This is a genomic window from Micromonospora sp. NBC_01740 (assembly GCF_035920365.1).
GTDB classification, from domain to species: Bacteria; Actinomycetota; Actinomycetes; order Mycobacteriales; family Micromonosporaceae; genus Micromonospora; species Micromonospora reichwaldensis.
Window position 1 is genome coordinate 3136353 of the sequence record NZ_CP109150.1, and the last position, 26624, is coordinate 3162976.

A 26624-nucleotide genomic window follows, 5' to 3' on the forward strand; every position below is an offset into this window, starting at 1 on the left:
GCTGCCCGCACGACCTCGGAGTGAGGAGTGCAGTGGCAGGTAAGGCCCGCGTACACGAGCTTGCAAAAGAGCTCGGGGTCGAAAGCAAGACCGTTCTCGCCAAGCTCAAGGAGATGGGCGAGTTCGTGAAGTCCGCGTCCAGCACCGTCGAGGCGCCCGTCGCCCGACGGCTGCGTAGCGCATTCGTCGCCGGCGCCGGTTCTCCGGCACCAGCCGCCCCACCGGCGGCCGCCCCGGCGCCGACCCCGACCCCGACCTCGACGCCCTCCCCGGCCCCCGGTGGGCCCCGGGTCTCGGCCAAGCCGATGCCGCCCCGGCGGCCGGCCGCGCCGGCGCCCGGTCCCAAGCCCAAGGGCCCGGTGCCCGGTCCGCCGCAGCCCGCGGCCCCGGTCGCCAAGCCGGCGAGTGCCCACGACATCGAGGTGGCGGCCGCCGAGGCGCGTGCCGCCGCGCTGAAGGCTGAGCAGGAGGCGGCGGTCAAGGCCGCCCAGGCCGCTCGGCAGCAGCAGCGTGAGAACGTCCGCCGGGAGCCCCCGGCGGACGGTGGCAACCGTCCCGGTCCCCGACCGGGTCCGGGTGCCATGCCGCCCCGCCCGGGTTCCCCGGCCGCCGGTCGTCCCGGCACGCCGGCACCGGGCCCGGGTGGTCGTCCGGGCGGGCGTCCGCCGGCGCGCGGCGCCGGTAACAACCCGTTCGGCATCCAGGGCAGCCAGCAGCAGCAGCGGCCTCCGGCCGCCGGTCCGGGTGGCCCCCGGCCCAGCCCGGCCGGCATGCCGCCGCGTCCGAGCCCGGCCTCCATGCCGCCCCGTCCGAGCCCGGCCTCCATGCCGAGCCAGCGTCCCGCTACCGGTCGCCCCGGCCCCGGTGGCGCCGGTCGCGGTCCCGGTGGCGGCGCGGGTCGTCCCGGTGGCGGCGGCGGTGGCGGTGGCTTCCGCGGCGGTCCCGGTGGCGGCGGCGGTGGCGGTGGCTTCCGCGGCGGTCCCGGTGGCGGCGGCGGTGGCGGTGGCTACCGTGGCGGTCCCGGTGGCGGCGGCGGTGCGCCGGGCGGCGGTTTCCGTCCGGGTGCTCCGGCCGGCGGCGGCGGTCGTCCGGGTGGTGGCGGTCGTGGCCGTGGCGGCGGCGCCGCGGGTGCCTTCGGGCGTCCGGGTGGCCGGCCGACGCGCGGTCGCAAGTCCAAGAAGCAGCGCAGACAGGAGTTCGACAACCTGTCGGCCCCGACCATGAGCTCGGGTGCCCCCCGGGGCCAGGGTCAGGTCGTCCGGCTCTCCCGTGGCGCCTCGCTGTCGGACTTCGCCGACAAGATCAACGCCAACCCGGGTTCGCTGGTCCAGGAGATGTTCAACCTGGGCGAGATGGTCACGGCGACCCAGTCGTGCTCCGACGACACCCTGCTCCTGCTGGGTGAGCACCTCGGCTTCAACGTGCAGATCGTCAGCCCGGAGGACGAGGACCGCGAGCTGCTCGCGCAGTTCAACATCGACCTCGACGCCGAGGTCGCGGAGGACCGCCTGGTCGACCGTGCGCCGGTCGTGACCGTCATGGGTCACGTCGACCACGGTAAGACCAAGCTGCTCGACGCGATCCGCAAGGCGAACGTCGTGGCCGGCGAGGCGGGTGGCATCACCCAGCACATCGGTGCCTACCAGGTCCACGTGCCGCACGAGGGCGAGGACCGCGCGGTGACCTTCATCGACACCCCGGGTCACGAGGCGTTCACCGCCATGCGTGCCCGTGGTGCCCAGGTCACCGACATCGTGGTGCTCGTCGTCGCGGCCGACGACGGTGTCATGCCGCAGACGATCGAGGCGTTGAACCACGCCAAGGCGGCCGACGTGCCGATCGTGGTGGCGGTCAACAAGGTCGACAAGCCGGAGGCGAACCCGGACAAGGTCCGCCAGCAGCTGACCGAGTACGGCCTCGTCGCCGAGGAGTACGGCGGCGACACCATGTTCGTCAACGTGGCGGCGAAGCCGGGCATCGGCATCGACGAGCTGCTCGAGGCGGTCCTGCTGACCGCCGACGCGTCGCTGGAGCTGACCGCTCCGATCGACGGACCGGCGCAGGGTGTGGCCATCGAGGCGCACCTGGACAAGGGCCGCGGTGCGGTGGCGACGGTGCTGGTGCAGAAGGGCACCCTGCGGGCGGGCGACTCCATCGTCGCCGGTGGGGCGCACGGCCGGGTCCGGGCGATGCTCGACGAGAACGGCAACCAGGTCGCCGAGGCAGGTCCGGCCCGTCCGGTCCTGGTGCTCGGTCTGACCGCGGTGCCCGGTGCCGGCGACACGTTCCTGGCGGCCGAGGACGACCGCACGGTGCGCCAGATCGCCGAGCAGCGGCAGGCACGGCGGCGGGCGGCGTCGTTCGCCAACTCCCGCGGCCGGGCCACTCTCGAGACGCTCATGGAGCAGCTCAAGGAGGGCGAGAAGACCTCGCTCAACCTGGTGCTCAAGGGCGACGTCTCCGGTTCCGTGGAGGCCCTCGAGGACGCGCTGTTCAACCTCGACATCCCGGAGGAGGTCCAGCTCAGGATCATCCACCGGGGCGTGGGCGCGATCACCGAGAGCGACGTCATGCTCGCGAGCGCGTCGTCCGAACCGGTCACGATCATCGGTTTCAACGTGCGGGCCGCCAACAAGGTCCGCGAGATCGCCGACCGCGAGGCTGTGGAGATCCGGTACTACACCGTGATCTACCAGGCCATCGAGGAGATCGAGGCCGCGCTCAAGGGCCTGCTCAAGCCGGAGTACGAGGAGGTCGAGCTGGGCACCGCGGAGATCCGCGACGTCTTCCGCTCGTCCAAGATCGGCAACATCTCCGGTTGCATCGTCCGGTCGGGCATCATCCGGCGCAACGCCAAGGCACGCCTGCTGCGGGACGGGTCGGTGGTGGCGGACAACCTCACCGTCAGCTCGCTCAAGCGGTTCAAGGACGACGCCACGGAGGTGCGCGAGGGCTTCGAGTGTGGTCTGACCCTGGGTGGTTACAACAACGTCCAGGTCGGCGACGTCATCGAGACCTTCGAGATGCGGGAGAAGGTTCGCGCCTGATCCGCTGAACCACTGATCGAGGGGTTTGCGCCGAAAGGCGTAAACCCCTTGATCATGTGGGGGGTCGTGCGGGTATCGTCCGGGGCGATGTTCACCGGAACCGCGGTCTTCGACCTGCTGCTGCCGGGCGACTCCCGGTCGCTCAAGGCCAAGAGATCATATGTACGGCCGATCGTGGCGGCGCTGCGCCGTTTCGAGGTGTCGGCCGCCGAAGTCGGAGCGCTCGACCTGCACGGTCGGGCCGAGATCGCCGTGGCCGTGGTGGCCGCCGAGGCGTCGCACGTCCGCGAGGTGCTGGACTCCTGCGAGCGCCTGGTGGCCGGCCGGCCGGAGACCGAGTTGCTCTCGGTGCGCCGGCGGCTGCACGGCGAAGAGGACTGACCCGGCGGCACCTGTCCGCCGGGTGGCCGGGACGGTGCCGGCGGCGCGCGGTGCGGGTGGCCGCGCGGGTAGTGTTTCGAGTTGTTGGGCCGTCGGCTCCGGGGCGCTCCGCGTCGCCGGGCGGCGGCCGGGAGCGGTACGCCGTGGAGGTGGCGAAGATGTCGGATCCGGCCAAGGTACGCCGGCACGCGGAGCGGGTGCGTGAACTGGTGGCGTCGGTGGTGCGCAGCCAGATCAAGGATCCCCGGCTCGGCATGATCACCATCACCGACGCCCGGATCACCGCCGACCTGCGCGACGCGACCGTCTTCTACACGGTGCTCGGCGACGCGGCGGCCCAGGCGGGCACGGCGGCGGCGCTGGAGAGCGCCAAGGGCATGCTGCGCAGCACCGTCGGCAAGGCGCTCGGGCTGCGGCACTCGCCGACGCTGACCTTCGTCCTGGACGACGTGCAGGATCAGGTCAAGCACATCGACGACCTGCTCGCCCAGGCCCGCAACGCCGACGCCGAGGTGCAGCGCATCGCCGCCCGGGCCGAGTACGCGGGCGAGCCCCAGCCGTACCGGCTGGACGAGGACGAGGACGCCGACGAGGCGCGCGACGCCGACGAGGACGCCGAGGAGACCCCGCCCCGGGGCGGGGACCCGCGGTGACCGAGCCCTCCGGCGGCACGACCGGTGGCGCCCTCGCCGAGGCGCCGCCACCGGTCGACTCCGGCCCGACCGAGGCGGATTGGGCCGCCGGCGTCGCGGCCGTACGGGATCTGCCGCCGGACGGGCGGGTGCTGCTGATCTGCCACGTCAACCCGGACGGGGACGCGCTGGGCAGCATGCTCGGCTTCGGGCTCGGGCTGCGTCGGCTGGGTGTGCGGCGGATGCAGGCGACCTTCCCCGGCCCGCCGGAGGTGCCGGAGCCGTTCCGGGGGCTGCCCGGGCTCGACCTGCTGGTGCCGGCGACGGAGGCGTACCCGGACCCGGACCTGGTGATCTGCTTCGACGCGGCCAGCGAGTCGCGCCTCGGCGACCTGGTCGACCGGCTGGAGACCGCCGGCGCCGCGCTGGTGCTCGACCACCACGCGTCGAACACCCGCTTCGGCCGGATCAACCTGGTGGACCCGCACGCGGCGGCCACCTCGGTGGTCGCCGAGGGGCTGCTCGCCCGGCTCGGCGTCCCGCTGGACGCCGGGATCGCGGAGTGTCTCTACGTCGCCCTGAGCACCGACACCGGCTCGTTCCGGTTCGAGGCGACCACCCCGGCGGTGCACCAGCTGGCGTCCCGCCTGCTGGCGACCGGCATCCGGCCCGGTGACATCTCCCGCCGGGTCTTCGACACCCGGCCGTTCGGCGCCGTCCGCCTCTTCGGCGAGGTGCTCGGCCGGGCCCGTCTGGAACCCGCCGGGGCCGCCGGGCACGGTCTGGTGTGGACGTACGCGACCCAGGACGACCTGGCCCGTCACGACCAGCGCCCGTACGTGCTGGAGGCGCTGATCGACTCGGTCCGGTGCACCGCCGAGGCCGACGTGAGCTGCGTGGTCAAGCAGACGCCGACCGGCGACTGGGCGGTGTCGATGCGCAGCAAGGGTGCGGTCGACGTCAGCCGGGTGGCGGTCGCGCTGGGCGGCGGTGGGCACCGCTTCGCCGCCGGCTTCACCGGTTCGGGGACGGTCGACGAGGTCGTCGACCGGATCCGCGCGGAGCTCGACGGCGCGCTGACCGGCCCCGGCCGGCTCTGATCGGAAGGGCCCGGCACTCCGAAGATCAGGGAGAGCTCGGGGAGTGTCCGTCTTCCCGGTTGCGGCGAGTACGGGGAGAATCGCGGGATGGAACAGCCCCACGACCTCACCGTCGAGGCGCCCCGCGCCTGGGACCGTCCCGCCGTCACCGTGCCGGTGCTCGTCTGCCTCTCGCTGGTCGGCGGCCGGTTCCCGTCCTTCTCGACCGAGGCCAATCTCTGGACCCTCGGCACCGGCGGGGTGCTGATCTGGCTGGGCCTGAGCAACCGGGTGCCCCGGCGGCCCGCGCCACGCCGGCTGGGCACCCCGGCGGCCTGGTGGGCCCTGCCGGTGGTGGTCTTCGGGGTCTTCGAGGGCACCACGTTCGTGCTCGCGGCGGGGGACGACTTTCCCACCTTCTCGCGGCTGGCCGATCCGCTGCTGGAGGACCAGCAGGTCCGCTCGGCGGTCTGGCTGGGCTGGCTGTCGGCGTTCTGGGGGCTGGTGCGGCGATGATGCGGATGCTGGCCATCGGGGGCTTCCTGGTTTCCCTGGTGCTCTTCGCCGCCGTCGAGTGGGCGGCCCGCCGCGAGGGCTCGCGGATCCCCACGATCGGCGAGGTCTGCGCCTACGTGATGCGCTACGAGGTGGGCCCGGTACCGGTCGGCCGGATCGGCCTGTTCGGCTTCTGGTGGTGGCTGGGCTGGCACTTCCTGGCCCGCTGACCGCGCCACCGCATCCCGTCGGGGACCCGTGACGCGCGCCGGCTCCGGACGAACGTGAGTCCAAATCGCGGGAACACCGGGCAGCATGTGGAACTGAACGATAGCTTGGGAATCGGCCGGCGTCGTGTGGCGGCGCTGGCCGTGGGCGGTGTCGCCGCACCCGGTGGCGCCTCCCTCCAGGGTCGGACCGACCCGGGCTCTCGCTGCCCACAGCCGCTCCGGTGACCCCGGACCGCTGCCGGGCGCGCAGCACGACCGCCCGTGAGGGCTGCCGCCGGTCGGCGGCCCACGCCCTGGAAGGGGACCACCATGCCGAGCAAGCCCAAGCCGCAGACCACCGACGAGGCCCGCGAGCAGATGCGCCGCGCGCTGCAGACGTCCATGGACACCCGTCAGTGACCGACGCCGACCGGCGGTGACGCCGCCGGCGTCCCGCGCCGACAGCGTCACCGCCCATCCGGCCCCGGTCGCGGCCGTCCGCCGCCCCCGGCCCGCGAGCGGCTTCCCGCCCGCAACGGTAGGTCGGACAACTACGCCGGTGCGCCCGCCGCCCGTCGGCCCCGGAATCGCGCAGCTCGGCCGTCACGGTCCCCGCGTGCGCCGGATCCCGGTCGTCGGCAGCGCGGGCGCCGGTAGGAGCACCCTGTCCCGCGAGGTCGCCCGCCGGCTCGGCCTTCCACTGATCCACCAGGACCGGCAGTACCGGCAGCCCGGCTGGCTTCCACAGATCCACCAGAACCGGCAGTGCTGGCAACCCGGCTGGGTGGCCCCGGGCGACGCCCGCTGGCGGGCCACGGTCGCCGAACCCGCCGACCGGCCGGCGTAGGTGCTGGACGGCGGCCACGAGGCACGCCCGGACTCCGACTGCCCCGTGCCGACCCGCTCGTCTTTCGCGACCTCGGCCGGCTGCTCTGCCTCGGCCGGCTGCTCTGCCGCCGCCGGGCGCACCGCGCCACGGGCCGTCCCGACCGCCCGCAGGCTGGCCGGAGACGACCGACGTCGAGTTCCTCCGGTACGTGTGGCGCTGTCCCCGCCGGTCCCGTCCGCGGCTGCTCACCGCGATCGCCACACACTCGCCGGCGCTCCCGGCTCCGCACCCGCGCCGAGGCGCGCCCGCTGGCTCGACCCCCTACCCCCGGCCTGAGCGTCCGCGTCTCCGGCTTGGTCGTCCAGTCTCCCGGCCCGAGCGTCCGCGTCTCCGGCCCGGCGTCAGTCGCAGAGCTGTGCGCGCAGCGTGTCGTGGGCCCACTGTTGCCAGCGTTCCGGCGTCCATCCCCGGTCGCGGACGAAGAGGAGATACAGCTCGGGACTCAGCAGCCCGAAGAGCACGTCGGCGGCGTCCTCGACGGAGAGCCGCGCCCGGGCTCCGGGTTTGGCCAGGAGGCTGCGCGCCGCGGCGGTCTGGACCTCGAGGCGCGGATCGCTGTCCTGCTGCCACAGGCCGGCCAGGCTCGGGTCCTGCCCGCCGGCGGCACGCAGGACGTCCATGATCGGCGCGACCCGCTGGAGCACCTCGCAGGTGCCGCGCACGTGCGCCCGTAGCTGCGCCTCTGCGGTGTCGGCCGCGACGGCGTCGAGGAACCAGGCTCGCTGCAACGTGGGAACCGGTTCGTCGTCGCCGGCGATGGTGACGTCGACCAGTTCCTTGAGCAGCGAGGGCTTGTTGCCGAAGGCGAAGTAGATGGTCTGCACGGAGACGCCGGCGCGCTCGGCGACGCCCTGCAGGGTCGTCGCCCCGTAACCCTGGTCGACGAACAGTTCGTACGCCGCCTGGAGGATCCGTCGCCGGGTCTGCCGCGACCGCTCGCCCTTCTTGCCGGCGCTCTTGACCAGTTGCATGGCCTTACTGTAACACTAGAGTCGCACTCTAAAAACCAGCTCTAGAGGAAGGCTCAAGGGTATGACTCTCATCCGGACGACCAGGTTCACGGCCGAGCCGGCCGACGCCGACACCGTGCTGGCGCGGCGCGCGAAGCTCCTCGAGGCGATCCGGGCGGCGTACGACGGCCCGACCGAGACCCGACTGGTCCGCGTCGACGAGCGGACCTGGGTGGACATGTGGCGGTGGGACTCGCCCGAGACCCTGCGGGCGGCGCTCGCGGGCGCCCCGGGCCTGCCGGAGGCCGCCGCGGCGTTCGCCGTCGCCCGCGACGTCACCGCCGAGCAGGGCGACCTGGTCGACGAGGACGTCTGGGCCCGATGACGTCCTCAAGCCACCTGGCCGTCGAAGCCTCGGGCCTGGTGAAGACCTTCGGCGCGACGCGGGCCGTCGACGGCATCGACCTGAGCATCCCCGCCGGCTCGGTGTACGGGTTCCTCGGTCCCAACGGCGCCGGCAAGACGACCACCATCCGCATGCTGGCCACGCTGCTGCGCCCCGACGCGGGCACCGCATCGGTGTTCGGCCACGACGTGGTCCGCGACGCCGTCGCGGTACGCGACCGGATCGGCCTGACCGGCCAGTACGCCTCGCTCGACGAGGGCCTCACCGCCCGCGAGAACCTCGTCCTGCTCGGCCGGCTGCACGGCCACCGCCCGGGGGACGCCGCGAGCCGGGCCGAGGAACTGCTGGCCGCGTTCGCCCTGGCCGGGGCGGCCGACCGGCTGGTCAGGACGTACTCCGGCGGCATGCGGCGCCGGCTGGACATCGCCGCCGGCCTCGTCGTGACGCCCGACCTGCTGTTCCTGGACGAACCCACCACCGGGCTCGACCCGCGCAGCCGCAGCGACGTGTGGGGCGTCGTGCGGGCGCTCGTCGCCGAGGGCACCACGGTCCTGCTGACCACCCAGTACCTCGACGAGGCGGACCAGTTGGCCGACCGCATCGCCGTCATCGACCACGGCGCCGTCGTCGCCGAGGGCGCCAGCAGCGAACTCAAGGCGTCGGTCGGCGGCGGGACGCTGCACGTGCGGCTGGCCGACCCGGACGACCGGGTCACCGCCGACCGGCTGCTGACCGAGGCGCTCGGCGGGCCCGTGACGCCGGCCCCCGATCTCGCGGCCCTGACCGTCCAGGTGCCGACGGACACCGGTGCGGCGCCACGCGCGCTGACCGAGCTGGCACGGGCCCGGATCGCGGTGACCGAGTTCGGTCTCGGGCAGCCGAGCCTGGACGAGGTGTTCCTGGCGCTGACGGGCCACCCGAGCACCGTGGACGCGGCCGCGAGGGGGAAGACCGGATGACCGCGCCCGTCGCCGTCGCCGCCGCCCGGCCGTCGCCCGGGGCGCTCGCCAGGCGTCCACGTCCTGCCCGGGCGGGCACGCTGAGCACCTGCCTGACGTTCGGCCGACGGGCCCTGCTGAAGATCAGGCGTACCCCTGTCCAACTCTTCGACGTCGCCGTCCATCCGGTGGTGTTCACCGTGATGTTCACGTACCTGTTCGGCGGCGCGGTCGGCGGCTCGACCGGCAGGTACGTCGGCTACCTGGTCCCGGGGATCCTCGTCATGACGCTCCTGGTGACCACCGCCACCACCGGTGCCGCTCTGAGCGTCGACGTCGCCAGCGGCGTCTACGACCGGTTCCGCACGCTCTCGATCCGGCCCGTCGCCCCGCTCGTCGGGGCCCTCCTCGGCGACGTGGTGCGCTACCTGCTCGCCTCGGCGGTGGTCGTGGGGCTCGGCCTCGCGCTCGGTTTCCGCCCGGGCGGCGGCGTCGTCGGTGTGGCCGCCGCCGTGCTGCTCGTCGTGGCCTTCAGCGTGAGCCTGTCCTGGGTGTGGACGGCGCTGGCGTTGCTCATGCGCTCGCCGGGTGCCGTGCTCGGGGTGACCCAGGCCGTGCTGTATCCGCTCTCCTTCTTCAGCAACGTCTTCATCACCCCGGCGACCCTGCCCGGGCCGCTGCGCGCCTTCGTCGACGTCAACCCGGTCACCCACCTGGTGACCGCCGCCCGGGAACTCATGGCCGGGGCCCTGCCCGGCCGGCAGATCGGCTGGATCCTCGTCGCCTGCGTCGCCCTGACGGCGGTCTTCGCGCCACTGTCGGTACGCCTGCTCCGCACCAGATGATCCGCGCGGGCGAGAACGCCGCACGGTCTGCGGCGTTCTCTCCCGCGCGCCAACCCGAACCGGAAGGCCGTCGATGACCGACCCGAAGAAGACCGACGAGTGTCTCGCGACCGGGGCGACGATCCCCGTGACCCCGATCGGGCGGGTTCACAACGGGCGGGTGGACCCGGGCGAGTCGGACCACTGGGGCGACGTGGTGAGCACCATCGTGGTCGAGCCGCGCTTCGGGGAGGCATGTCTCACCGGGCTCGCCGACTTCTCCCACGTGGAGGTGGTCTTCTTCTTCGACCGCCTCGCCGAACGGGAGGACTACCGGCCGCTGTCGCGGCCTCGCGGCCGGGTCGACCTGCCCGAGGTCGGGGTGTTCGCCGACCGCGGTCCGCGACGGCCCAACCGGATCGGCTGCACCGTCTGCGAAGTCGTCTCGGCAGGCGGCCGAAAGCTGCGGGTACGCGGGCTGGACGCGGTCGACGGCACGCCGGTCCTCGACGTCAAGCCGGTGATGCGGCAGTTCCTCCCGGAAGGTGTCCGGCAACCGGAGTGGGTCGACCGCCTGATGGCGGAGTACTTCGGCGGCCAGCCCGAGCCGCCGACGGGCACCGAAACCCCGGGGCACGCCGGGACGGTGCTGCGCTAGGGTGCGGGCATGAGGCCGTTCCAGGGCGTTCTGCCCCCGCCGCGCTCCTGACCGGAGCGCCCCACCACCGGTCGCGTCCCCGCGTGCGGCGACTGCGGCCGGTCCTCCGCACGGCGGCCCGCCTGACCGGGGCCGCAGAACCCAGGTGGTAACGCCTGCCTCTTCTTCGTCGTGCGTGCGCTCCGACAGACGTCGTCCCCTGTCAGCGTCTCGATCCGCCCTGGAGCGCACCTGTGTCCCGAACGTCTCTGTCTGGCCCCTCCGCGTCCCCGTCCATTCCGCACCCGCGCCGCGGCCCGGCCGGCGTACGCCGAGGGCTGCTGTACGTCACCGGCGCCGCCGTGCTCTGGGGCACCACCGGCGTCGCCGTGCAGCTCGTCCGCGAGTCCACCACGCTCACCCCGACGGCCATCGGGTTCCACCGTCTCGCCATCGGCGCGCTGGTGCTGGTCGCCCTGCTCGCGCGCCGCCTCGGGCCGGTGCTCGCGGCGCTGCGGTCGGAACCGGTCGCCCTCGTCGGCGTCGGGATCGGGCTCGGGGGCTACCAGGCGTTGTACTTCCTCGCCGTCGCGTCGGGCGGCGTCGGGGTGGCCACGGTGGTCAGCCTGGGGCTCGCCCCGGTCCTCATCTTCGGCTGGGAGTCGCTGCGCGCGCGGCGGCTGCCCGGGCGGACGATGCTGGGTGCCCTGGTGGCGGGCGTCCTCGGCCTCGTGCTGATCACGGTGTCGGTCGGGGAGCCGGGCACGACCGCGCCGCGGCCGCTGCTCGGGCTGCTCGCGGCGTTCGGCTCGGGGGTGGGCTACGCCGCCAGCACGGTGCTGAGCCGGCACGCCGCACAGCGCGTCGCGCCGATGACGCTCACCACCGTGTCGGCGGCGGTCGGCGCGTTGGCGCTGGCCCCGATCGCGCTGGCCGAGGGGGTCGGCGTCCCGGCCCGGCTCGCGCCGATCGGCCTGCTGCTCCACCTCGGGGTGGTCACCACGGCGGTGGCGTACGCCCTGTTCTACGCCGGGTTGCGCAGCATCACCGGCAGCGCCGCCGCGCTGGCCACGCTGGCGGAGCCGCTCACCGCCGTGCTGCTCGCGGGCTGGATCGTGGGTGAGTCGCTGCCCGTGCCGGTGCTCGTCGGGGGAGTGCTCCTGCTCGGTGCGGTGACCGTCGTCCACCTCTCTCCTGGTAAGTAACCATGCTGCTTGCGATCCTTACCTAGCCGTGCCAGGATCGGCGGCGATGAGCCAATCCGTCGCCTTTGAAACCCGCGCCGTCGCGCCCCGCCGGATCGCCGCGCTGGCCCTGCCGGCGCTGGTGGTGCTGGCCGCCGAACCCATCTACGTGCTCGTGGACACGGCGGTGGTGGGGCACCTCGGCCGGGTGCCGCTGGCCGCCCTCGCCGTCGGCGGCACGGTGCTGACGCTCATCGCCTGGCTCGGCACGGTGGTCGCGTACGGCACCACGGGGCGGTCGGCCCGACGGTTCGGGGCGGGCGACCGGGCGTCCGCCGTCGCCGAGGGCGTGCAGGCGTCCTGGTTGGCCCTCGGGGTGGGGGTGCTGGTCGCGCTCGGCATGCAGATCGGCGGCGGGGCGTTGGCGCGTACCCTCGCCGGAGGCCCCGGCGAGGTGGCCGACGCCGCCGCGCAGTGGCTGCGGGTCGCGGCGCTCGGCGCGCCCGGGCTCCTGCTCGCCGCCGCCGGCAACGGCTGGCTGCGCGGCGTGCAGGACATGCGCCGCCCGCTGATGTTCGTGCTCGGCCCGAACGTGCTCTCCGCCGTGCTCTGCCCGGTGCTGGTCTACCCGGCCGGGCTCGGACTGGTCGGCTCCGCCGTGGCCAACGTGATCGCGCAGAGCATCGGCGGGGTGCTCTTCGCCGGGGCGCTGGTCGCCGAACGGGTCTCGCTGCGCCCCCGCCCGAGGCTGATCGGGCAGCAGTTGGCGCTCAGCCGGGACCTGCTGATCCGGGGCGTCGCGTTCCAGGCCAGCTTCCTCTCCGCCACCGCCGTCGCCGCCCGCTTCGGGGCCGCCGCCGTCGGCGCGCACCAGATCGCCCTGCAACTGTGGTTCTTCACCGCCCTGGTGCTCGACGCGCTCGCCATCGCCGCCCAGTCCCTGATCGGCGCCGCCCTCGGGGCCGGCGAGGACGCCGCGGCCCGGCACCTGGCCCGCCGGATCGCGCTGCTCGGCGGCGCCTGCGGCGTGGCGTTCGCCGTGCTCGTCGCCGCCGGCGCCGGCGTGGTCCCCGGCTGGTTCAGCTCCGATCCGCAGGTACGCGAGCAGGCCATGCTCGCCTGGCCGTGGTTCGTGGCGATGCTGCCGCTGGCCGGTGTCGTGTTCGCCCTCGACGGCGTGCTGATCGGCGCGGGCGACGTCCGCTACCTGCGCAACCTCACCCTCCTGGCCGCGCTCGGCGGCTTCCTGCCCGCCGTCTGGCTGGCGTACGGGCTCGACCTCGGCCTCGGCGGCATCTGGGCGGGCCTCACGCTCTTCGTGGTGCTCCGGCTGGTGGCCCTGCTGCTGCGGCTGCGCTCCGGGGCCTGGGCCGTGGTCGGCGCGGTGCGCTGAGCCTCAGCACCTCGAGGTGGACGCCATCGGGGCGGCCAGGTCGAAGAAGTCGCCCGGATCACCACCCGGCACGCGAGGGCCGTGCAGGTCCGGCAGCCACTGCATCACGTTCACCCAGCCGTCGCGCAGCCAGGCGCAGTCGGCGTTCCAGGTGACGGCTTTCGCGGACGCCAACCAGAGCCCTCGGGACGACGCCGGAACGTCCTTCGGGTGCGGCACCTGCCAGACCACCCGGTCCCGGACCGCCACCAGGCCGGCGCCGGCCGGCGCCCGGCGCATCACGTCGAACGGGTACGCCCAGACGAACTCGGCGGTCACCTCCAGCAGGCGGACTCCGGCCACCGTCCTGGCGCGGTGGCTGATCTGTCCCTGCGCGCGGATGTCGTACTCCCAGTCCGCCTGGGATCCGATCCTCGTGGCGACGTGCAGGAAACGCGAGTTGTCGAAGTGCGGCCGCATCTCCGCGCGGGAGTCTGGCGCCAGCAGGCCGAGGAAGGGTTCGGTGTCGCCGACCAGCATCGCGGTCTCCAGCCGGCTCTCGATGAGCGCCTTCCGTACCGAGTCGAGCGCGGCGCGTACCTGGACCTTGTCGAACGGACCCTGGGCGGTGGCCGCAGGCAGGACGATCGCCTTCTCCCGGAGGGCGAAGGACGCCGCCGGGGTGCCGGCGAAGAGATCGCGTGGGGTGCCGACGGCGCTGATCGGCTCGGGCATCGCGCTCGCGCTCGGTGCGACGGTCGCCGTGCGACGCCAGTCGGCCACCTGAACGACCATCCAGCCGGCCGCGACGATCATCAGCAGCGCCAGTGCGAACGCGAGGCCGACTGCCAGCGGGCCGTTGTGCCGGGCCTGGAAGAAGCGCACCCGGTCCAGCCCGGTCGGCTGGTGTTCCGGCCCCGGCGACCGCATCCAGTCGGGCAGCCGCACCGGCTCGGCCTCGGCGAACAGGACCTCTCGCCGCCCCTCGGCCGCACTGGCGGGAGGCTGCTGGTCGGCGGCCGGCGGCCCGTCGGCGGCGGAGGGGCGTTCGGCCGGCGGCGCCTGATCGGCGGTCCCGGGAGTGCCGGCGTGCGGGTCGGTGTGCATCGGGTCCGCCTCAGAGCGTGTCGCGCAGGGTCAGGTAGAGCCAGTAGAAGAGCCCGGCGACCAGGGCGAACGTCGCCGTCGCGGTGACGAGGAACACGACCACCGAGATCATCGGGCGGGACTCGGTAAGCCTGTCGCGGTCCCGCCACCGCCACAGCGACCGCCGGGCCGCACGCAGCACGGGCAGCCGCTCGACGAGGTCGGTGACGCGACGGCCGAGGGTCCGTCGCGGTGGTGTGGGGTTACGCATCCAGTCCGGGAGGTCGACCCGGGCGTGGTGGTCGTGCGCGCGTCGTGTGTCGGGCGTCATGAGTGCTCCGGTCCGGGTCAGCAGGTGTCTGCGACGTCCAGCGAACGATCGGGGTCGAACACCGCGTCCGGGTCCTCCGTGTCGACCGGAAGGCCGTAGCTCGGGGCGCCGAGATCCAGCAGACCCTTGTCGAACTTCGCGCAGTCCATGTTCGAGGCGTACGAGTCCGCCTCCCAGAGCCAGAGCCCGACGCCCGCCTTCGCGACGTCGTCGGGATGCGGCACGTGCCAGACGACGGTGTCGTGGACGACCACCACACCGGCGCCCGGAGTGGGGTCGAGGGTGCGGAACGCGTACGCCCAGACGAAGTTGGTGGTGATCTCCAGCACCCGGATGCCGTCGCTGTCCCGGGTCGCCCGGTAGGTGACCCGTCCCTTGACCCGGGGCTGGTCGGCGGTCAGCCGGGCACCCGGGGCCAGCCGGGTCGCGTACGTGGCGAAGGAGTCGTCACGGAAGTCGGCTCGCATGCTCGAGCGGGTCGCGGGAGCGAACATCCGCACGAACCGGTCCAGCTCCCCGCCGGCCAGGAACTTCCGGTCCAGCCGGGCGAGCAGCATCGCCGCGCGGACGTCCGCGAGGGCCGCCGCCACCTCGGTGGCGCTGAACGCACCTGTCCGCCGGGCGGGCGGCAGCGTGATCCCGGCCGCCCCCTTGGCGAAGGCCGCCGCCGGGGTGCCCGCGAAGTTGTCGGCGGGCGATGCGGGCGTGGCGGGCTTCGTGTCGCTCGTCGCGGAGACGCCCGGTGGCGGGCTGGTCGTCGGGTAGCCGCGCGGCGTCTCCCCGGCCCGTCGCCACAGGTCGAACCACCCCACGCCGAGCAGGAGTACGAGGACCAGTCCGCCCCCGACCACGGCGGTGACCGCCCGGGTGTGCTCCTCCCAGAACAGGCGGAGCCGTTCCAGGGCGCCGACCGGATGCTCCTCGGCCGGCTGGCGCAGCCACTCCGGAACCTGCCCCGGCTCGTCGCCGGACGCCAGGGGAGCCGGCCGGCTCGGCGGGGACGGCTCGTCCACCGGTGGGGGACTGGTCATCGGCATGTCCTTGGTGAACGGTCCGTCGAGGGCGCATGATCTTCGCACCCGGGCCGCCCGGGACGTGATCCCGTACGCCCCCGCCGCCGTGATCCCGCCCGAGTGGCTGACGGCACATCGGCCGACCATCGGAGGCGGCCTCCGCCGCCGCGCGGAGCGGCGAGCGGCTCCGGTGCCGCTGCGGACGTACGGCGGCGGCGGGGCGTCCGGCCCGGTCTGGCAGGCTTGGGTGTCGTGAGCACAGACGGTCTGATCGTGGTCGACAAGCCCGGCGGCATGACGTCGCACGACGTGGTGGCGCGCATCCGCCGGTTGGCGCGCACCCGCAGGGTGGGGCACGGCGGCACCCTCGACCCGATGGCCACCGGCGTCCTGGTGATCGGGGTCGGCCGGGCCACCCGCCTGCTCACCTACGTGATCGGCGCGCACAAGAGCTACACGGCCACCGTCCGGCTCGGCCAGGCCACCGTCACCGACGACGCCGAGGGCGACGTGATCGCCACCACCCCGGCCGGCCAGGTCACCGACGAGGCGGTCCGGGCGGCCCTGGCCGCGCAGACCGGGGAGATCGACCAGGTGCCGAGCGCGGTCAGCGCCATCAAGGTCGACGGGCAGCGGGCGTACAAGCGGGTGCGCGAGGGGGAGAGCGTCGAGCTGCCCGCCCGCCGGGTCACCGTGTCCCGGCTGGAGCTGCTGGCGGTACGCCGCGACGCGCCCGACGTCGTCGACGTGGACATCGACGTGACCTGCTCCTCCGGCACGTACATCCGGGCGATCGCCCGGGACGCGGGCCTGGCGCTCGGGGTGGGCGGGCACCTGACGGCGCTGCGCCGTACCGCCGTCGGGAACTTCGCCCTCGCGGAGGCCGCCACCCTCGACCAGCTGGAGCAGCGCGCCCCAGAGGTGGTGAACCTACCGCTGGCGGCGGCGGCCGACCGGTTCTTCCCGCGCCGCGACGCCGGCGCCGACGAGGCGAAGGTGCTCTCCCACGGCGGTCCGCTCGACCCGGTGGGAATCGCCGGCCCCTACGCGGTCTTCGGCCCCGACGGCGGGCTGATCGCTATCGTCAGCGAGCGGGACGGCCGGGCCCGCGCGGAGATCGTGCTCGCCCCCGCCTGACGGGAGCGAGGGACGGCGGCCGGTGCGGGCCGCCGCGGAGGCAGGGGAGGAGCGGCATGCAGCGGTGGCGGGGGTACGACGCGGCGCCCGGCGGCTGGGGGCGGTCGGTCGTCACCATCGGCGTCTTCGACGGTGTGCACAAGGGACACCAGGCGACCATCGGGCACGCCGTGTCCCGGGCCCGCGAGCTGGGCGTGCAGTCGGTGGTGGTCACCTTCGACCCGCACCCGGCCGAGGTGGTGCGCCCCGGTTCGCACCCGGCGGTGCTCACCGAGACCGCCCGCAAGGCCGAGCTGATCGAGGCGCTCGGCGTGGACGTCCTCTGCGTGGTGCCGTTCACCCCGGAGTTCTCCCGGCTGCCCGCCGAGGCGTTCGTGCACGACATCCTGGTCGAGCACCTGCACGCCGCGCTGGTCGTGGTGGGCGACAACTTCCGCTTCGGGCACAAGGCCGCCGGCGACGTGGCGCTGCTGGAGCGGCTCGGGCGCACGTTCGGCTTCGCCGTGGAGGGCGCCCCGCTGGTCGCCGAGGCGGGCACGGTCTACTCCTCCACGTACATCCGCTCCTGCGTCGACGCGGGGGACGTGACGGCGGCGGCCGCCGCGCTCGGCCGCCCGCACCGGGTGGAGGGCGTGGTGGTGCGCGGCGACCAGCGCGGCCGCGAGCTGGGCTTCCCCACGGCCAACCTGCTCTGCCACCGGTACGCGGCGGTGCCCGCCGACGGCGTCTACGCCGCCCGGCTGGTGCGCCGGGGCCACGCCGAGCCCCTGGCGGCGGCGGTGTCGGTGGGCACCAACCCGACCTTCTCCGGCCGGGAGCGGCGGGTGGAGGCGTACGTGCTCGACTTCACCGGCGACCTCTACGGCGAGCGGCTGGCGCTGGACTTCGTGGCGCACCTGCGCGGGCAGATCCGCTACGACGCGATCGAGCCGTTGATCGCCCAGATGAACCAGGACGTCGAGCGGACCCGGCGCGTGCTCGGCTGACCGCGTCGCGGCCCTTGACAGGCCGCCGCCCGGCAGGGCTGGTAGTCTGGCGGGGACGTCGGCTGACCGACGTGGGGCCTCGCGTGCCTGCACGACGCCGCGGGTGCGAGGTACCGGTCCGTTTCCGGTCCACTGACCGATCCGACGGACATCATCGAACAACCCACGAAACAGGGAGAACATGGCGCTCGACCAGGAAGCCAAGGCCAAGATCCGCGCGGAGTACGCGACCGCCGACGGCGACACCGGTTCGCCGGAGGTGCAGGTCGCGGTCCTCACCAAGCGGATCGCCGAGCTGACGGAGCACCTGAAGGTGCACAAGCACGACCACCACAGCCGCCGTGGGCTGCTGCTGCTGGTCGGCCGCCGCCGTCGGCTGCTCAACTACGTCCAGAAGAAGGACATCAACCGCTACCGGTCGCTCATCGAGCGGCTCGGTCTGCGCCGGTGACGTGACGGGGGAGTGGCCCGACCGGGCCGCTCCCCCGCTTCGCCGCCACACGAAAACCGGGCCGCGCGACCACCTGAAAAGGGAGCCGGTCAGCGTACCGGTCTCCGGTAGTGGCCCCCGGACACCCCGGCCTCGCGCCGGCCATCCGGGCGCTTCGATCGAAGACCGGCCGTCTGAGCAGCTCCCCGCGTCGTGGGCCCCCGATGCGAAGGAGCACGACAGCACCATGACCGAGACCAACCTCGGCACCGAATCCCGCACCGCCGTGATCGACAACGGGTCCTTCGGCACCCGTGAGATCACCTTCTCCACCGGCCGGCTGGCCCGTCAGGCCGCCGGCTCCGTCGTCGCCCAGCTCGGCGAGACGGTCGTCCTCTCCGCCACCACCGCCGGCAAGCAGCCGAAGGAGCAGTTCGACTTCTTCCCGCTGACCGTCGACGTCGAGGAGCGGATGTACGCCGCGGGCCGCATCCCCGGCTCGTTCTTCCGCCGCGAGGGCCGCCCCAGCGAGGACGCGATCCTCACCTGCCGGCTGATCGACCGTCCGCTGCGCCCGTCCTTCGTCAAGGGCCTGCGCAACGAGGTCCAGGTCGTCGAGACCATCCTCGCGCTCGACCCGCAGCACCCCTACGACGTCGTGGCGATCAACGCCGCCTCGATGTCGACCAAGCTCTCCGGCCTGCCGTTCTCGGGCCCGATCGGGGCGACCCGGGTCGCGCACATCGACGGCCAGTGGGTCGCCTTCCCGACCCTGGAGGAGCTGGCCCGGGCCACCTTCGACATGGTCGTGGCCGGCCGCTCGCTGCCGGACGGGGACGTCGCGATCATGATGGTCGAGGCCGAGGCGACGCCGCACGCCGTGACCCTGATCGCGGGCGGCGCGACCGCGCCGACCGAGGAGATCGTGGCCAGCGGCCTGGAGGCCGCGAAGCCGGCGATCCGTGAGCTGTGCCGCGCGCAGAGCGAGCTGGCCGAGGTGGCCGCCAAGCCCGTCGCCGAGTTCCCGGTGTTCCTGGACTACCAGGACGACGTCTACGAGGCGGTGGCCGACCTGGCCCGCGCCGAGGTCGCCGAGGCCCTCCAGATCGCCGGCAAGGCCGACCGCGAGGAGGCCCTCGACCGCATCAAGGCCAAGGTCGCCGAGGAGCTCGGCGGTCGCTTCGAGGGCCGCGAGAAGGAGCTCAGCGCCGCCTTCCGGTCGCTCACCAAGTCCGAGGTGCGCAACCGGGTGCTGCGCGAGCAGGTCCGCATCGACGGCCGCGGCCCGCGCGACATCCGCCCGCTGACCGCCGAGGTCGGCGTGCTGCCCCGGGTGCACGGCTCGGCGCTGTTCGAGCGTGGCGAGACCCAGATCCTGGGCGTCACCACGCTGAACATGCTGCGCATGGAGCAGATGGTGGACACCCTGTCCCCGGAGAACCGCAAGCGCTACATGCACAACTACAACTTCCCGCCGTACTCGACCGGTGAGACCGGCCGGGTCGGCTCGCCGAAGCGGCGCGAGATCGGCCACGGCGCGCTCGCCGAGCGGGCGCTGATCCCGGTGCTGCCGTCGCGCGAGGAGTTCCCGTACGCCATCCGGCAGGTCTCCGAGGCGCTCGGCTCCAACGGCTCCACCTCGATGGGCTCGGTCTGCGCCTCGACGCTGGGCCTGCTCTCCGCCGGTGTGCCGCTGAAGGCGCCGGTGGCCGGCATCGCCATGGGGCTCATCTCGGACGAGGTGGACGGCAAGACCGAGTACGTGACGCTGACCGACATCCTCGGTGCCGAGGACGCGTTCGGCGACATGGACTTCAAGGTCGCCGGCACGCCGGAGTTCGTCACCGCGCTCCAGCTCGACACCAAGCTCAACGGCATCCCGTCTGACGTGCTGGCCGCCGCGCTGCAGCAGGCGTACGAGGCCCGGCAGACCATCCTCGGCGTGATGCAGGCGGCGATCGAGGCCCCGGCCGAGATGTCGGAGTACGCCCCGCGGGTCACCACCGTCAAGATCCCGGTCGACAAGATCGGCATGGTGATCGGCCCGAAGGGGCAGACCATCAACGCGATCCAGGACGAGACCGGCGCCGAGATCTCCATCGAGGACGACGGCACGATCTACGTCGGCGCCACCAACGGCCCGTCGGCCCAGGCGGCGGTGGACCGGATCAACGGCATCGCCAACCCGACGCTGCCGAAGGCCGGGGAGCGCTTCCTCGGCACGGTGGTCAAGACCGCCGCGTTCGGCGCGTTCATCTCGCTGCTGCCGGGCCGCGACGGCCTGCTGCACATCTCCAAGGTGGGCGACGGCAAGCGGGTCGAGAAGGTCGAGGACTTCCTCAACGTCGGCGACCGGGTCGAGGTCGAGATCGCGGACATCGACGCCCGCGGCAAGATCTACCTGGACAAGGTCCGCCCGGAGGGCGCCGAGGCGCCGGCCGCCGGCGAGGCTGCTGGCGGCGAGCGTCCGGCCGGCCGGGACCGGGACGACCGGGCTCCGCGCGACCGGGGCGACCGTGAGCGCGGCGGCGACCGGGGCGGTCGTGGCCCGGGCGGCGGCGAGCGCGGCGAGGGCGGCGGCGAGGGTGGCGAGGGCGGCGAGCGTCCGCGCCGCCGCACCCGGCGCAGCTGACGCACCGCACCATCGCATCACCCACCCCTCGTCGATCTGGGAGCAACACGTGAGTCGGGCCGTCAGCGCGCCGTTTCCGCCGGATCGACGGGGGGTGGCGTCCGCGCCGGGCCCCGCAGGGGCCGCGCACCGGGGCACCGGGACGGCCCGCTCCGGCGGCGCCTCCCGGGCGGTGACCCGCACCATCAGCGACGACCCGCTGGGCGGCACGGTACGCCGTACCGTGCTGCCCAGCGGGCTGCGCGTGCTCACCGAGGCGATCCCGGCGATGCGCAGCGTCTCGTTCGGCGTCTGGGTCGCGGTCGGCTCGCGCGACGAGACGGGCCCGCAGGCCGGCGCGGCGCACTTCCTGGAGCACCTGCTCTTCAAGGGCACCAACAAGCGCAGCGCGCTGGAGATCTCCGCGGAGATCGAGGCGGTGGGCGGCGAGACCAACGCCTTCACCACCAAGGAATACACCTGCTACTACGCCCGCGTGCTGGACGAGGACCTGCCGCTGGCCATCGACGTCATGTGCGACGCGGTCGCCGACTCGCTGCTCGAGCCGGCCGACGTGGAGACCGAGCGGGGCGTGATCCTCGAAGAGATCGCCATGCACGACGACGAGCCCGGCGACGAGGTGCACGACCTCTTCGCCCGTGCCGCCTACGGCGACCACCCGCTGGGTCGGCTGATCTCCGGCACCGAGGAGACCGTCACGCCGATGACCCGGCGGCAGATCCAGGGCTTCTACCGCCGCCACTACACCCCGCCGCGGATCGTCGTCGCCGCCGCCGGCAACCTCGACCACGCCACGGTGGTCAAGCTGGTCCGCCAGGCGCTGCGCGGCACCCCGCTGGACACCGACCCGGCGACGCCCGCGCCGCACCGGTCGGCCACCCCGGCCGTACGCACGAAGCCCGCCACCACGCTGGTGGAGCCGAAGGAGACCGAGCAGGCGCACGTCATCCTCGGCTGCCCCGGCATCGACCGGCTCGACGAGCGGCGCTTCGCGCTCGGCGTGCTCAACAACATCCTCGGCGGCGGCATGTCGAGCCGGCTGTTCCAGGAGATCCGCGAGCGGCGCGGCCTCGCCTACTCGGTCTACTCCTACGCCAGCCAGTACGCCGACAGCGGCCTCTTCGCCGTCTACGCCGGCTGCGCCCCGGGCAAGGTCGACGAGGTGCTGGAGCTGACCCGGACCGAACTGGCCCGGGTGGCCGCCGACGGCCTGACCGAGGCCGAGGTGGCCCGCGGCAAGGGGATGAGCAAGGGCTCGTTCGTGCTGGGGCTGGAGGACACGGGCTCGCGGATGAGCCGGCTGGCCAAGGGTGAGCTGCTCTACGGCCACCTGATGCCGGTCGACGAGCTGCTCGCCCGGGTCGACGCGGTCACCGTGGCGGACGTCAACACCCTGGCCGCCGAGCTGCTGAGCCGGCCGATGTCGCTGGCCGTGGTCGGCCCGTTCGGCGCGAACGACTTCGCCGCGCGCTGACCCGTCCCGCACTCCTGCCCGGCGCCCCGGATGCGCACGTCCCGGCGGCTGACGGTCCGCCCGGATGCCCACGTCCCGGCGGCTGACGGTCCGCCCGGATACGCGCGTCCCGATTGGGATAGGTTGTGCCCCGTGACTGACGAGCAGGAGAAGAGCCCGGACGAGCTGATCCGGGTCGGCGTGCTGGGCGCCCGGGGCCGGATGGGCGTCGAGGTGTGCCGGGCCGTGGACGCCGCCGCCGACATGGAGCTGGTGGCCATGGTCGACGAGGGCGACGGCCTGTTCGCCGCGTCCGACGCCGGGGCCGAGGTGGTCGTCGACTTCACCACCCCCGACGTCGTCATGGACCACCTGCACTGGTGCATCGACCAGGGCATCAACGCGGTGGTCGGCACCACCGGCTTTACCGAGCAGCGGCTGGAGCGGGTGCGTGGCTGGCTGGCCCACAAGCCCGGGGTGGGTGTGGTGATCGCCCCCAACTTCGGCATCGGCGCGGTGCTGATGATGCAGTTCGCCGCCCGCGCCGCCCGGCACTTCGAGTCGGTCGAGATCGTCGAGCAGCACCATCCCCGCAAGCTGGACGCCCCCAGCGGCACCGCCACGCACACCGCGCGGCTGGTCGCGGCCGCGCGCGCCGAGGCCGGGCTCGGACCGGTGCCGGACGCCACCAAGGACGAGGTCGCGGGCGCCCGGGGCGCCGACATCGACGGGGTACGCGTGCACGCCGTGCGCGCCACCGGCCTCGTCGCCCACCAGGAGGTGCTCTTCGGCACCGTGGGGGAGACGTTGACCATCCGGCACGACTCGTACGACCGGGTCTCGTTCATGCCCGGCGTGCTGCTGGCCGTCCGCGCGGTCCGCACCCGGCCCGGGCTGACCGTCGGCCTGGACGCCCTGCTCGACTGACGGGCAAACTCTTTGCGGCGTATCCGGACGATCCCTAGGATGCCCGGATGATCAATTCTGGACTCTCCGACCGGGCCGGGCGTCAGGTGACCCTGCGCCCGGTGGACGACGACAACTGGCGGGCGGTGGCCGACGTCGCCCCGCGCGACGACCAGCGCGGGTGGGTGGCGGCGCTGGCCGCCCGCTACCTGCTGCTGACCATGCGCTCCGACGTGTGGACCTCACTGGCGGTGTACGCGGACGAGACCGTCGTCGGGCACGTCATGTGGGGCGTCGACGACGACGGGTCCCGGTGGATCGGTGGCATGGTGGTCGACGCTGCCGAACAGGAGCGGGGCGTCGGGCGGGCGGTCGTGCGCACCCTGGCCGCGTGGCTGGGCGCCCAGGACGGCGGTCACCCCGTCCGGCTCTCCTACCACCCCGACAACACCCAGGCCGCCCGCCTCTACACGAGCCTCGGCTTCGTGCCCACCGGGGCGATGGAGGACGAGGAACTGGTCGTCGAGCTCGTTGCGCCCGCCCAGGGCTCGCCGCGCGCCTGACCGGGTCAGCCTTCCTGGATCACCGACAGGATGTTGCCGGCCGGGTCGGTGAACCACGCGATCGTCGGCCCGTTGCCGCGCATGACGCCCTTGTCGTCCTGGGGCATCCCGGGGTAGTGCGCGAACCGCACCCCGCGCGCGGTCAGCTCGTCGACGGCCCGGTCGACGTCGTCGACGGGGAAGTTGAGCACCGTGTGGGCCGCGGGGGTGTGGTCCGCCTTCGGGTAGACCATCACGTCCCGGCCCCCGGCGAGGTGCAACGTCAGCAGGCCGCCCATGGCGTCGTCGCGCGACACCCGCAGGCCGAGCGTGTCGGCGTAGAACCGTTCGGCCCGGCCGGGGTCGTCCACCGAGAAACTGCTCCACGCCATCGTGTCCGCGAACATGTCGATGCCTCCCTCTCGTGGACGCCGCCACCACGACCATGGGGTCACGGTAGGCGACACCCCCGACAGTGTCCGGCGGATCGCCGGCACCGGCGGGCCGGAAAGCGCGGCCCGGTGCGATCCGGGTCGTGACCGTCGGGCCAGGTCAGTCCCCGGGCGTCGCCGGTGTCGGTGACGACGCACCCGGCGTCAGATCCGGGAGCGTCGCCTCGGTGGGCGTCGCGTCCGCCGGATCCGCGTCCCCCGGCACCGCCACGTGCAGCCGCACCTGCGGGACGAGCATGTCCTCCACGTCCAGCGCGCGGGCCGCGCCGTCGAGCTCCCAGCCGGTGCTGGTGAGGAACTTCCGGGTCGCCGCGTCGCCGTCGAAGGCCCAGGCCAGCGCGCGGGTGAACCCGTCGGCACGCCACAGGTCGACGGTCGCGGCGAGCAGCCGGCTGCCGTGCCCCCGCCGGCCCCAGCGCGGCTCCACCAGCAGGTCCGTCACCGCGGCGACGTCCGGCCCGAGGACCTCCGCCGGCTCACCCGGGGCGAGCGCCTCGGCGTCGGCCGGACCGGAGGCGGCGAACCCCACCAGATAGGATTGCTCGGCCTGTTCGACGGCGACCAGCACCCGATGGGCGCCGGAGGGCGGCTCCTGCACGGCCGCGCTCCACCGCCTGGCGAGCCACGCCTCGTCCAGGTTGTCGAGCACGTGCCGGGGCAGGATCCGGCGATAGGCGACCCGCCAGGTCGCGAGTTGGATGCGTGCGATCTCGCCGGCGTCTTCCGGACGCGCCGGGCGGACGTACCCGAGAGCCATGGGACCGAAGCCTACGCAGGGCGAGGGAGGCGATGGTGGCGCAGGGTCCCCCACGGACCGTCCGGCAGGTCGTCGGCGTCGTCACGCTCGCCGTCGCGGTGACCGCCTTCCTGTCCGTCGCGGCCGTCCGGCACGGCTTCTTCGACCTCAAGGTCTACTACGGCGCGCTGACCTGGTGGGTGCACGACGGCGGGGAGATCTACGACTTCCTCAAGCCCGGCACCCAGTACGGCTTCACGTACCCGCCCTTCGCGGCCCTGGTCATGCTGCCGATGGCGTACCTGCCGTGGTGGGCGGCGATCGCGGTGAGCGTGGCCGCCAGCGTGGTGGTCACCGCCGTGCTGTTCTGGTGGCTGATCGACCCGGTCTCCCGCCGCTCCGGCTGGACCCGCTGGTTCGCCCTCGCCGTGGCGCTCTGCCTGGCCGCCGCGTACGAGCCGATGCGCGAGACAATCAACTTCGGCCAGGTCAACATGCTGCTGCTCTTCCTGGTCGCGATCGACCTGCTCCGGCTGCTGCCGGCCGGCAACCGCTGGGCGGGCGTGGGCATCGGCCTGGCCACCGCGATCAAGCTGACCCCGGGCATCTTCATCGTCTACCTGCTGGTCACCCGCCGCTGGCGCGCCGCGGTCACCTCGATGGCCACCGCGGCCAGTGTGACGCTGCTGGCCGCCGCGCTCTTTCCCGACGCCTCGCGGGAGTTCTGGACGGAGGCGCTGTGGAACACCGGCCGGGTGGGTGAGCTGGCGTTCGTCTCCAACCAGTCGCTGCGCGGCGTGGTCGCCCGGCTCAACCCGGAACATCCGAGCACCCTGGCCTGGCTGGCGCTGGTGCTCGCCACGCTGGCGCTGTGGGCCTGGCGCTCCCGTGCCGCCGTGGCCGCCGGCGACGAGGCGACCGGCCTGGCGCTGACGGGCGCGGTGATGTGCCTGGTCAGCCCGGTCACCTGGGTGCACCACCTGGTCTGGCTGCTGCCCGCGCTGATCCTGCTGGTCGACAACGGGATGGCCGCGCCCGCCGGCAGCCGCCGGCGCCGCGTCCTGCTGGGCGCCGCGATCGTCGGGTACGGCTTCCTGATCAGCCGGATCGTCTGGGCCTGGGAGAAGGACTTCACCGGGCTCGACGGCTTCCTCGGCAGCAACACCTACGTCTGGATCAGTCTGGCGCTGCTGGCGTTCCTGCCGGTCCGGCGGGTGGGCGACACCGACCCGGTCGACCGGCCCCGGGAGAGGCCCGCCGGGTCAGCCGTCGAGGCGGCCGGCGTACCGCAGCTCGACCAGCCCGACCGGCGGGCGCCCGCCGGCCAGCGGCACCGGGTAGGTCGACCGCTCACCGTCCGGTGACAACCCGGCCCGCTCGTAGAACCGGCGGGCCCGGTGGTTGGCCTCCAGGACCCAGAGCCGGTAGTCCGACCAGCCCCGGGCGACCAGCCCGTCGCGCGCCGCGGCCAGCAGCGCCCGCGCCGTGCCGTCGCCCCAGCGGGTCGGCTCGACGTACATCGCCACGACCTCGCCGTGCGCGGCGTCGAGGTCGCCACGGTCCTGGTTGTTGCGGTACGGGCCGAACGTGGTGAACCCGGCCAGCCTCTCGTCGACCTCGGCGAGCAGGGTGGTGAACGGGTGTTCCGGGTCGGCGGTGCCGAGGTCCCGGCGGCGCTGCGCCCAGGCCGTGACGTTGAGCCGCCGGAGCACCTCCTCGGGCATGATCCCGGCGTAGCCGGCCTGCCAGCCGTGGATGTGCACCCGGGCGACCGCCTCGGCGTCGTCGGGCTCCTCGCGGCGGATCGTGAGCATGCGTCCGTTCTATGCCCCGGCGGGTGACGGGTCCAGCGTCCGCACCGGTGTCGTACCTGTGGA

At 73.8% G+C, this 26624-nt stretch carries 27 protein-coding genes and 1 pseudogene; 21 read left to right on the plus strand and 7 right to left on the minus strand.

Annotation, left to right across the window (positions count from 1 at the left end):
* The first annotated feature begins 32 nt into the window (after positions 1-32).
* The 7 genes from infB to OG989_RS14795 all read left to right on the plus strand — a co-directional run bounded on the left by infB (position 33) and on the right by OG989_RS14795 (position 6690).
* Positions 33-3047, plus strand: a complete 3015-nt coding sequence (gene infB, locus OG989_RS14765; RefSeq protein WP_327030808.1) for a translation initiation factor IF-2 — start codon at positions 33-35, stop codon at positions 3045-3047.
* Between the two features lie 87 nt (positions 3048-3134).
* Positions 3135-3428 carry a DUF503 domain-containing protein gene (locus OG989_RS14770; protein ID WP_091620728.1) on the plus strand — a complete coding sequence of 98 codons (294 nt, stop codon included), beginning with the start codon at positions 3135-3137 and terminating at the stop codon, positions 3426-3428.
* 158 nt (positions 3429-3586) lie between these two features.
* Positions 3587-4081 (plus strand): 30S ribosome-binding factor RbfA, encoded by a 495-nt coding sequence (gene rbfA, locus OG989_RS14775; protein WP_151454677.1) that lies wholly within the window; start codon positions 3587-3589, stop codon positions 4079-4081.
* On the plus strand, positions 4078-5160 hold the full coding sequence (locus tag OG989_RS14780; protein ID WP_327030809.1) for a DHH family phosphoesterase: 1083 nt from the start codon (positions 4078-4080) through the stop codon (positions 5158-5160). Before rbfA ends, OG989_RS14780 begins: the two co-directional genes overlap by 4 nt.
* Before the next feature lie 87 nt (positions 5161-5247).
* Positions 5248-5655, plus strand: a complete 408-nt coding sequence (locus tag OG989_RS14785) for a hypothetical protein (RefSeq protein ID WP_327030810.1) — start codon at positions 5248-5250, stop codon at positions 5653-5655.
* The gene (locus OG989_RS14790) at positions 5655-5864 is read left to right on the plus strand and encodes a DUF6186 family protein (protein WP_192581395.1); all 210 of its coding nucleotides are present in this window, start codon (positions 5655-5657) and stop codon (positions 5862-5864) included. The genes OG989_RS14785 and OG989_RS14790 overlap by 1 nt, the downstream gene beginning before the upstream one ends.
* Before the next feature lie 595 nt (positions 5865-6459).
* The gene (locus tag OG989_RS14795; RefSeq protein ID WP_327030811.1) at positions 6460-6690 is read left to right on the plus strand and encodes a hypothetical protein; all 231 of its coding nucleotides are present in this window, start codon (positions 6460-6462) and stop codon (positions 6688-6690) included.
* A 383-nt stretch (positions 6691-7073) separates the two neighbouring features.
* On the opposite strand, the gene OG989_RS14800 is transcribed toward OG989_RS14795, so the two are convergent.
* A complete protein-coding gene (locus tag OG989_RS14800; RefSeq protein WP_151454673.1) occupies positions 7074-7703 on the minus strand; it encodes a TetR/AcrR family transcriptional regulator in 630 nt (209 codons plus the stop codon).
* Positions 7704-7764: 61 nt separating this feature from the next.
* On the opposite strand from OG989_RS14800, the gene OG989_RS14805 reads away from it, so the two are divergent.
* The 6 genes from OG989_RS14805 to OG989_RS14830 all read left to right on the plus strand — a co-directional run bounded on the left by OG989_RS14805 (position 7765) and on the right by OG989_RS14830 (position 13064).
* Entirely contained in the window at positions 7765-8067 is a 303-nt protein-coding gene (locus OG989_RS14805) for a hypothetical protein (RefSeq protein WP_151454672.1), read from the plus strand.
* Positions 8064-9047 carry an ATP-binding cassette domain-containing protein gene (locus OG989_RS14810; RefSeq protein ID WP_327030812.1) on the plus strand — a complete coding sequence of 328 codons (984 nt, stop codon included), beginning with the start codon at positions 8064-8066 and terminating at the stop codon, positions 9045-9047. Before OG989_RS14805 ends, OG989_RS14810 begins: the two co-directional genes overlap by 4 nt.
* Positions 9044-9871, plus strand: coding sequence for an ABC transporter permease (locus OG989_RS14815; protein WP_151454670.1), 828 nt, complete (start codon positions 9044-9046; stop codon positions 9869-9871). The genes OG989_RS14810 and OG989_RS14815 overlap by 4 nt, the downstream gene beginning before the upstream one ends.
* Before the next feature lie 73 nt (positions 9872-9944).
* Positions 9945-10508, plus strand: a complete 564-nt coding sequence (locus tag OG989_RS14820; protein WP_151454669.1) for an SAM-dependent methyltransferase — start codon at positions 9945-9947, stop codon at positions 10506-10508.
* A gap of 233 nt (positions 10509-10741) precedes the next feature.
* The gene (locus OG989_RS14825) at positions 10742-11692 is read left to right on the plus strand and encodes a DMT family transporter (protein WP_327030813.1); all 951 of its coding nucleotides are present in this window, start codon (positions 10742-10744) and stop codon (positions 11690-11692) included.
* A gap of 46 nt (positions 11693-11738) precedes the next feature.
* Positions 11739-13064 carry an MATE family efflux transporter gene (locus OG989_RS14830; protein WP_327030814.1) on the plus strand — a complete coding sequence of 442 codons (1326 nt, stop codon included), beginning with the start codon at positions 11739-11741 and terminating at the stop codon, positions 13062-13064.
* A 3-nt stretch (positions 13065-13067) separates the two neighbouring features.
* On the opposite strand, the gene OG989_RS14835 is transcribed toward OG989_RS14830, so the two are convergent.
* Genes OG989_RS14835 through OG989_RS14845 form a run of 3 tightly spaced genes read right to left on the minus strand, consistent with a single transcriptional unit; the run spans position 13068 to position 15491 of the window.
* Positions 13068-14150, minus strand: a complete 1083-nt coding sequence (locus tag OG989_RS14835) for a hypothetical protein (protein ID WP_327030815.1) — start codon at positions 14148-14150, stop codon at positions 13068-13070.
* A 10-nt stretch (positions 14151-14160) separates the two neighbouring features.
* Positions 14161-14460: a hypothetical protein gene (locus tag OG989_RS14840; RefSeq protein ID WP_151454666.1), complete on the minus strand. Its 300-nt coding sequence runs from the start codon at positions 14458-14460 to the stop codon at positions 14161-14163.
* A 17-nt stretch (positions 14461-14477) separates the two neighbouring features.
* Positions 14478-15491 carry a hypothetical protein gene (locus tag OG989_RS14845; RefSeq protein WP_327030816.1) on the minus strand — a complete coding sequence of 338 codons (1014 nt, stop codon included), beginning with the start codon at positions 15489-15491 and terminating at the stop codon, positions 14478-14480.
* A gap of 234 nt (positions 15492-15725) precedes the next feature.
* Here OG989_RS14845 and truB point away from each other — a divergent pair, with 234 nt between their 5' ends.
* From truB to OG989_RS14880, 7 genes are all read left to right on the plus strand, one after another.
* On the plus strand, positions 15726-16610 hold the full coding sequence (truB, locus tag OG989_RS14850) for a tRNA pseudouridine(55) synthase TruB (RefSeq protein WP_327030817.1): 885 nt from the start codon (positions 15726-15728) through the stop codon (positions 16608-16610).
* 56 nt (positions 16611-16666) lie between these two features.
* Positions 16667-17596, plus strand: coding sequence for a bifunctional riboflavin kinase/FAD synthetase (locus OG989_RS14855; protein WP_132232840.1), 930 nt, complete (start codon positions 16667-16669; stop codon positions 17594-17596).
* A 181-nt stretch (positions 17597-17777) separates the two neighbouring features.
* On the plus strand, positions 17778-18047 hold the full coding sequence (rpsO, locus tag OG989_RS14860) for a 30S ribosomal protein S15 (RefSeq protein WP_121396038.1): 270 nt from the start codon (positions 17778-17780) through the stop codon (positions 18045-18047).
* Positions 18048-18273: 226 nt separating this feature from the next.
* Positions 18274-20658 carry a polyribonucleotide nucleotidyltransferase gene (locus OG989_RS14865; protein ID WP_327030818.1) on the plus strand — a complete coding sequence of 795 codons (2385 nt, stop codon included), beginning with the start codon at positions 18274-18276 and terminating at the stop codon, positions 20656-20658.
* 49 nt (positions 20659-20707) lie between these two features.
* A complete protein-coding gene (locus OG989_RS14870) occupies positions 20708-22132 on the plus strand; it encodes a M16 family metallopeptidase (RefSeq protein WP_327030819.1) in 1425 nt (474 codons plus the stop codon).
* Positions 22133-22264: 132 nt separating this feature from the next.
* Complete coding sequence (gene dapB, locus OG989_RS14875; protein ID WP_151454661.1) at positions 22265-23038, plus strand: 4-hydroxy-tetrahydrodipicolinate reductase; 774 nt, start codon at positions 22265-22267, stop codon at positions 23036-23038.
* A gap of 47 nt (positions 23039-23085) precedes the next feature.
* Positions 23086-23580: a GNAT family N-acetyltransferase gene (locus tag OG989_RS14880; RefSeq protein WP_327030820.1), complete on the plus strand. Its 495-nt coding sequence runs from the start codon at positions 23086-23088 to the stop codon at positions 23578-23580.
* A gap of 5 nt (positions 23581-23585) precedes the next feature.
* Here the strand turns inward: OG989_RS14880 and OG989_RS14885 are convergent, their stop codons facing one another.
* Together OG989_RS14885 and OG989_RS14890 are read right to left on the minus strand one after the other, a co-directional pair.
* On the minus strand, positions 23586-23966 hold the full coding sequence (locus OG989_RS14885; RefSeq protein WP_151454659.1) for a VOC family protein: 381 nt from the start codon (positions 23964-23966) through the stop codon (positions 23586-23588).
* 229 nt (positions 23967-24195) lie between these two features.
* A pseudogene (locus OG989_RS14890) lies at positions 24196-24768 on the minus strand (GNAT family N-acetyltransferase); the annotation flags it as partial.
* 35 nt (positions 24769-24803) lie between these two features.
* Between OG989_RS14890 and OG989_RS14895 the strand changes: the two are divergent.
* Positions 24804-26111, plus strand: coding sequence for a glycosyltransferase 87 family protein (locus OG989_RS14895; protein ID WP_151454658.1), 1308 nt, complete (start codon positions 24804-24806; stop codon positions 26109-26111).
* Here OG989_RS14895 and OG989_RS14900 read toward each other — a convergent pair.
* Complete coding sequence (locus OG989_RS14900) at positions 26010-26561, minus strand: GNAT family N-acetyltransferase (protein WP_151454657.1); 552 nt, start codon at positions 26559-26561, stop codon at positions 26010-26012. The genes OG989_RS14895 and OG989_RS14900 overlap by 102 nt on opposite strands.
* Between the last annotated feature and the right edge of the window lie 63 nt (positions 26562-26624).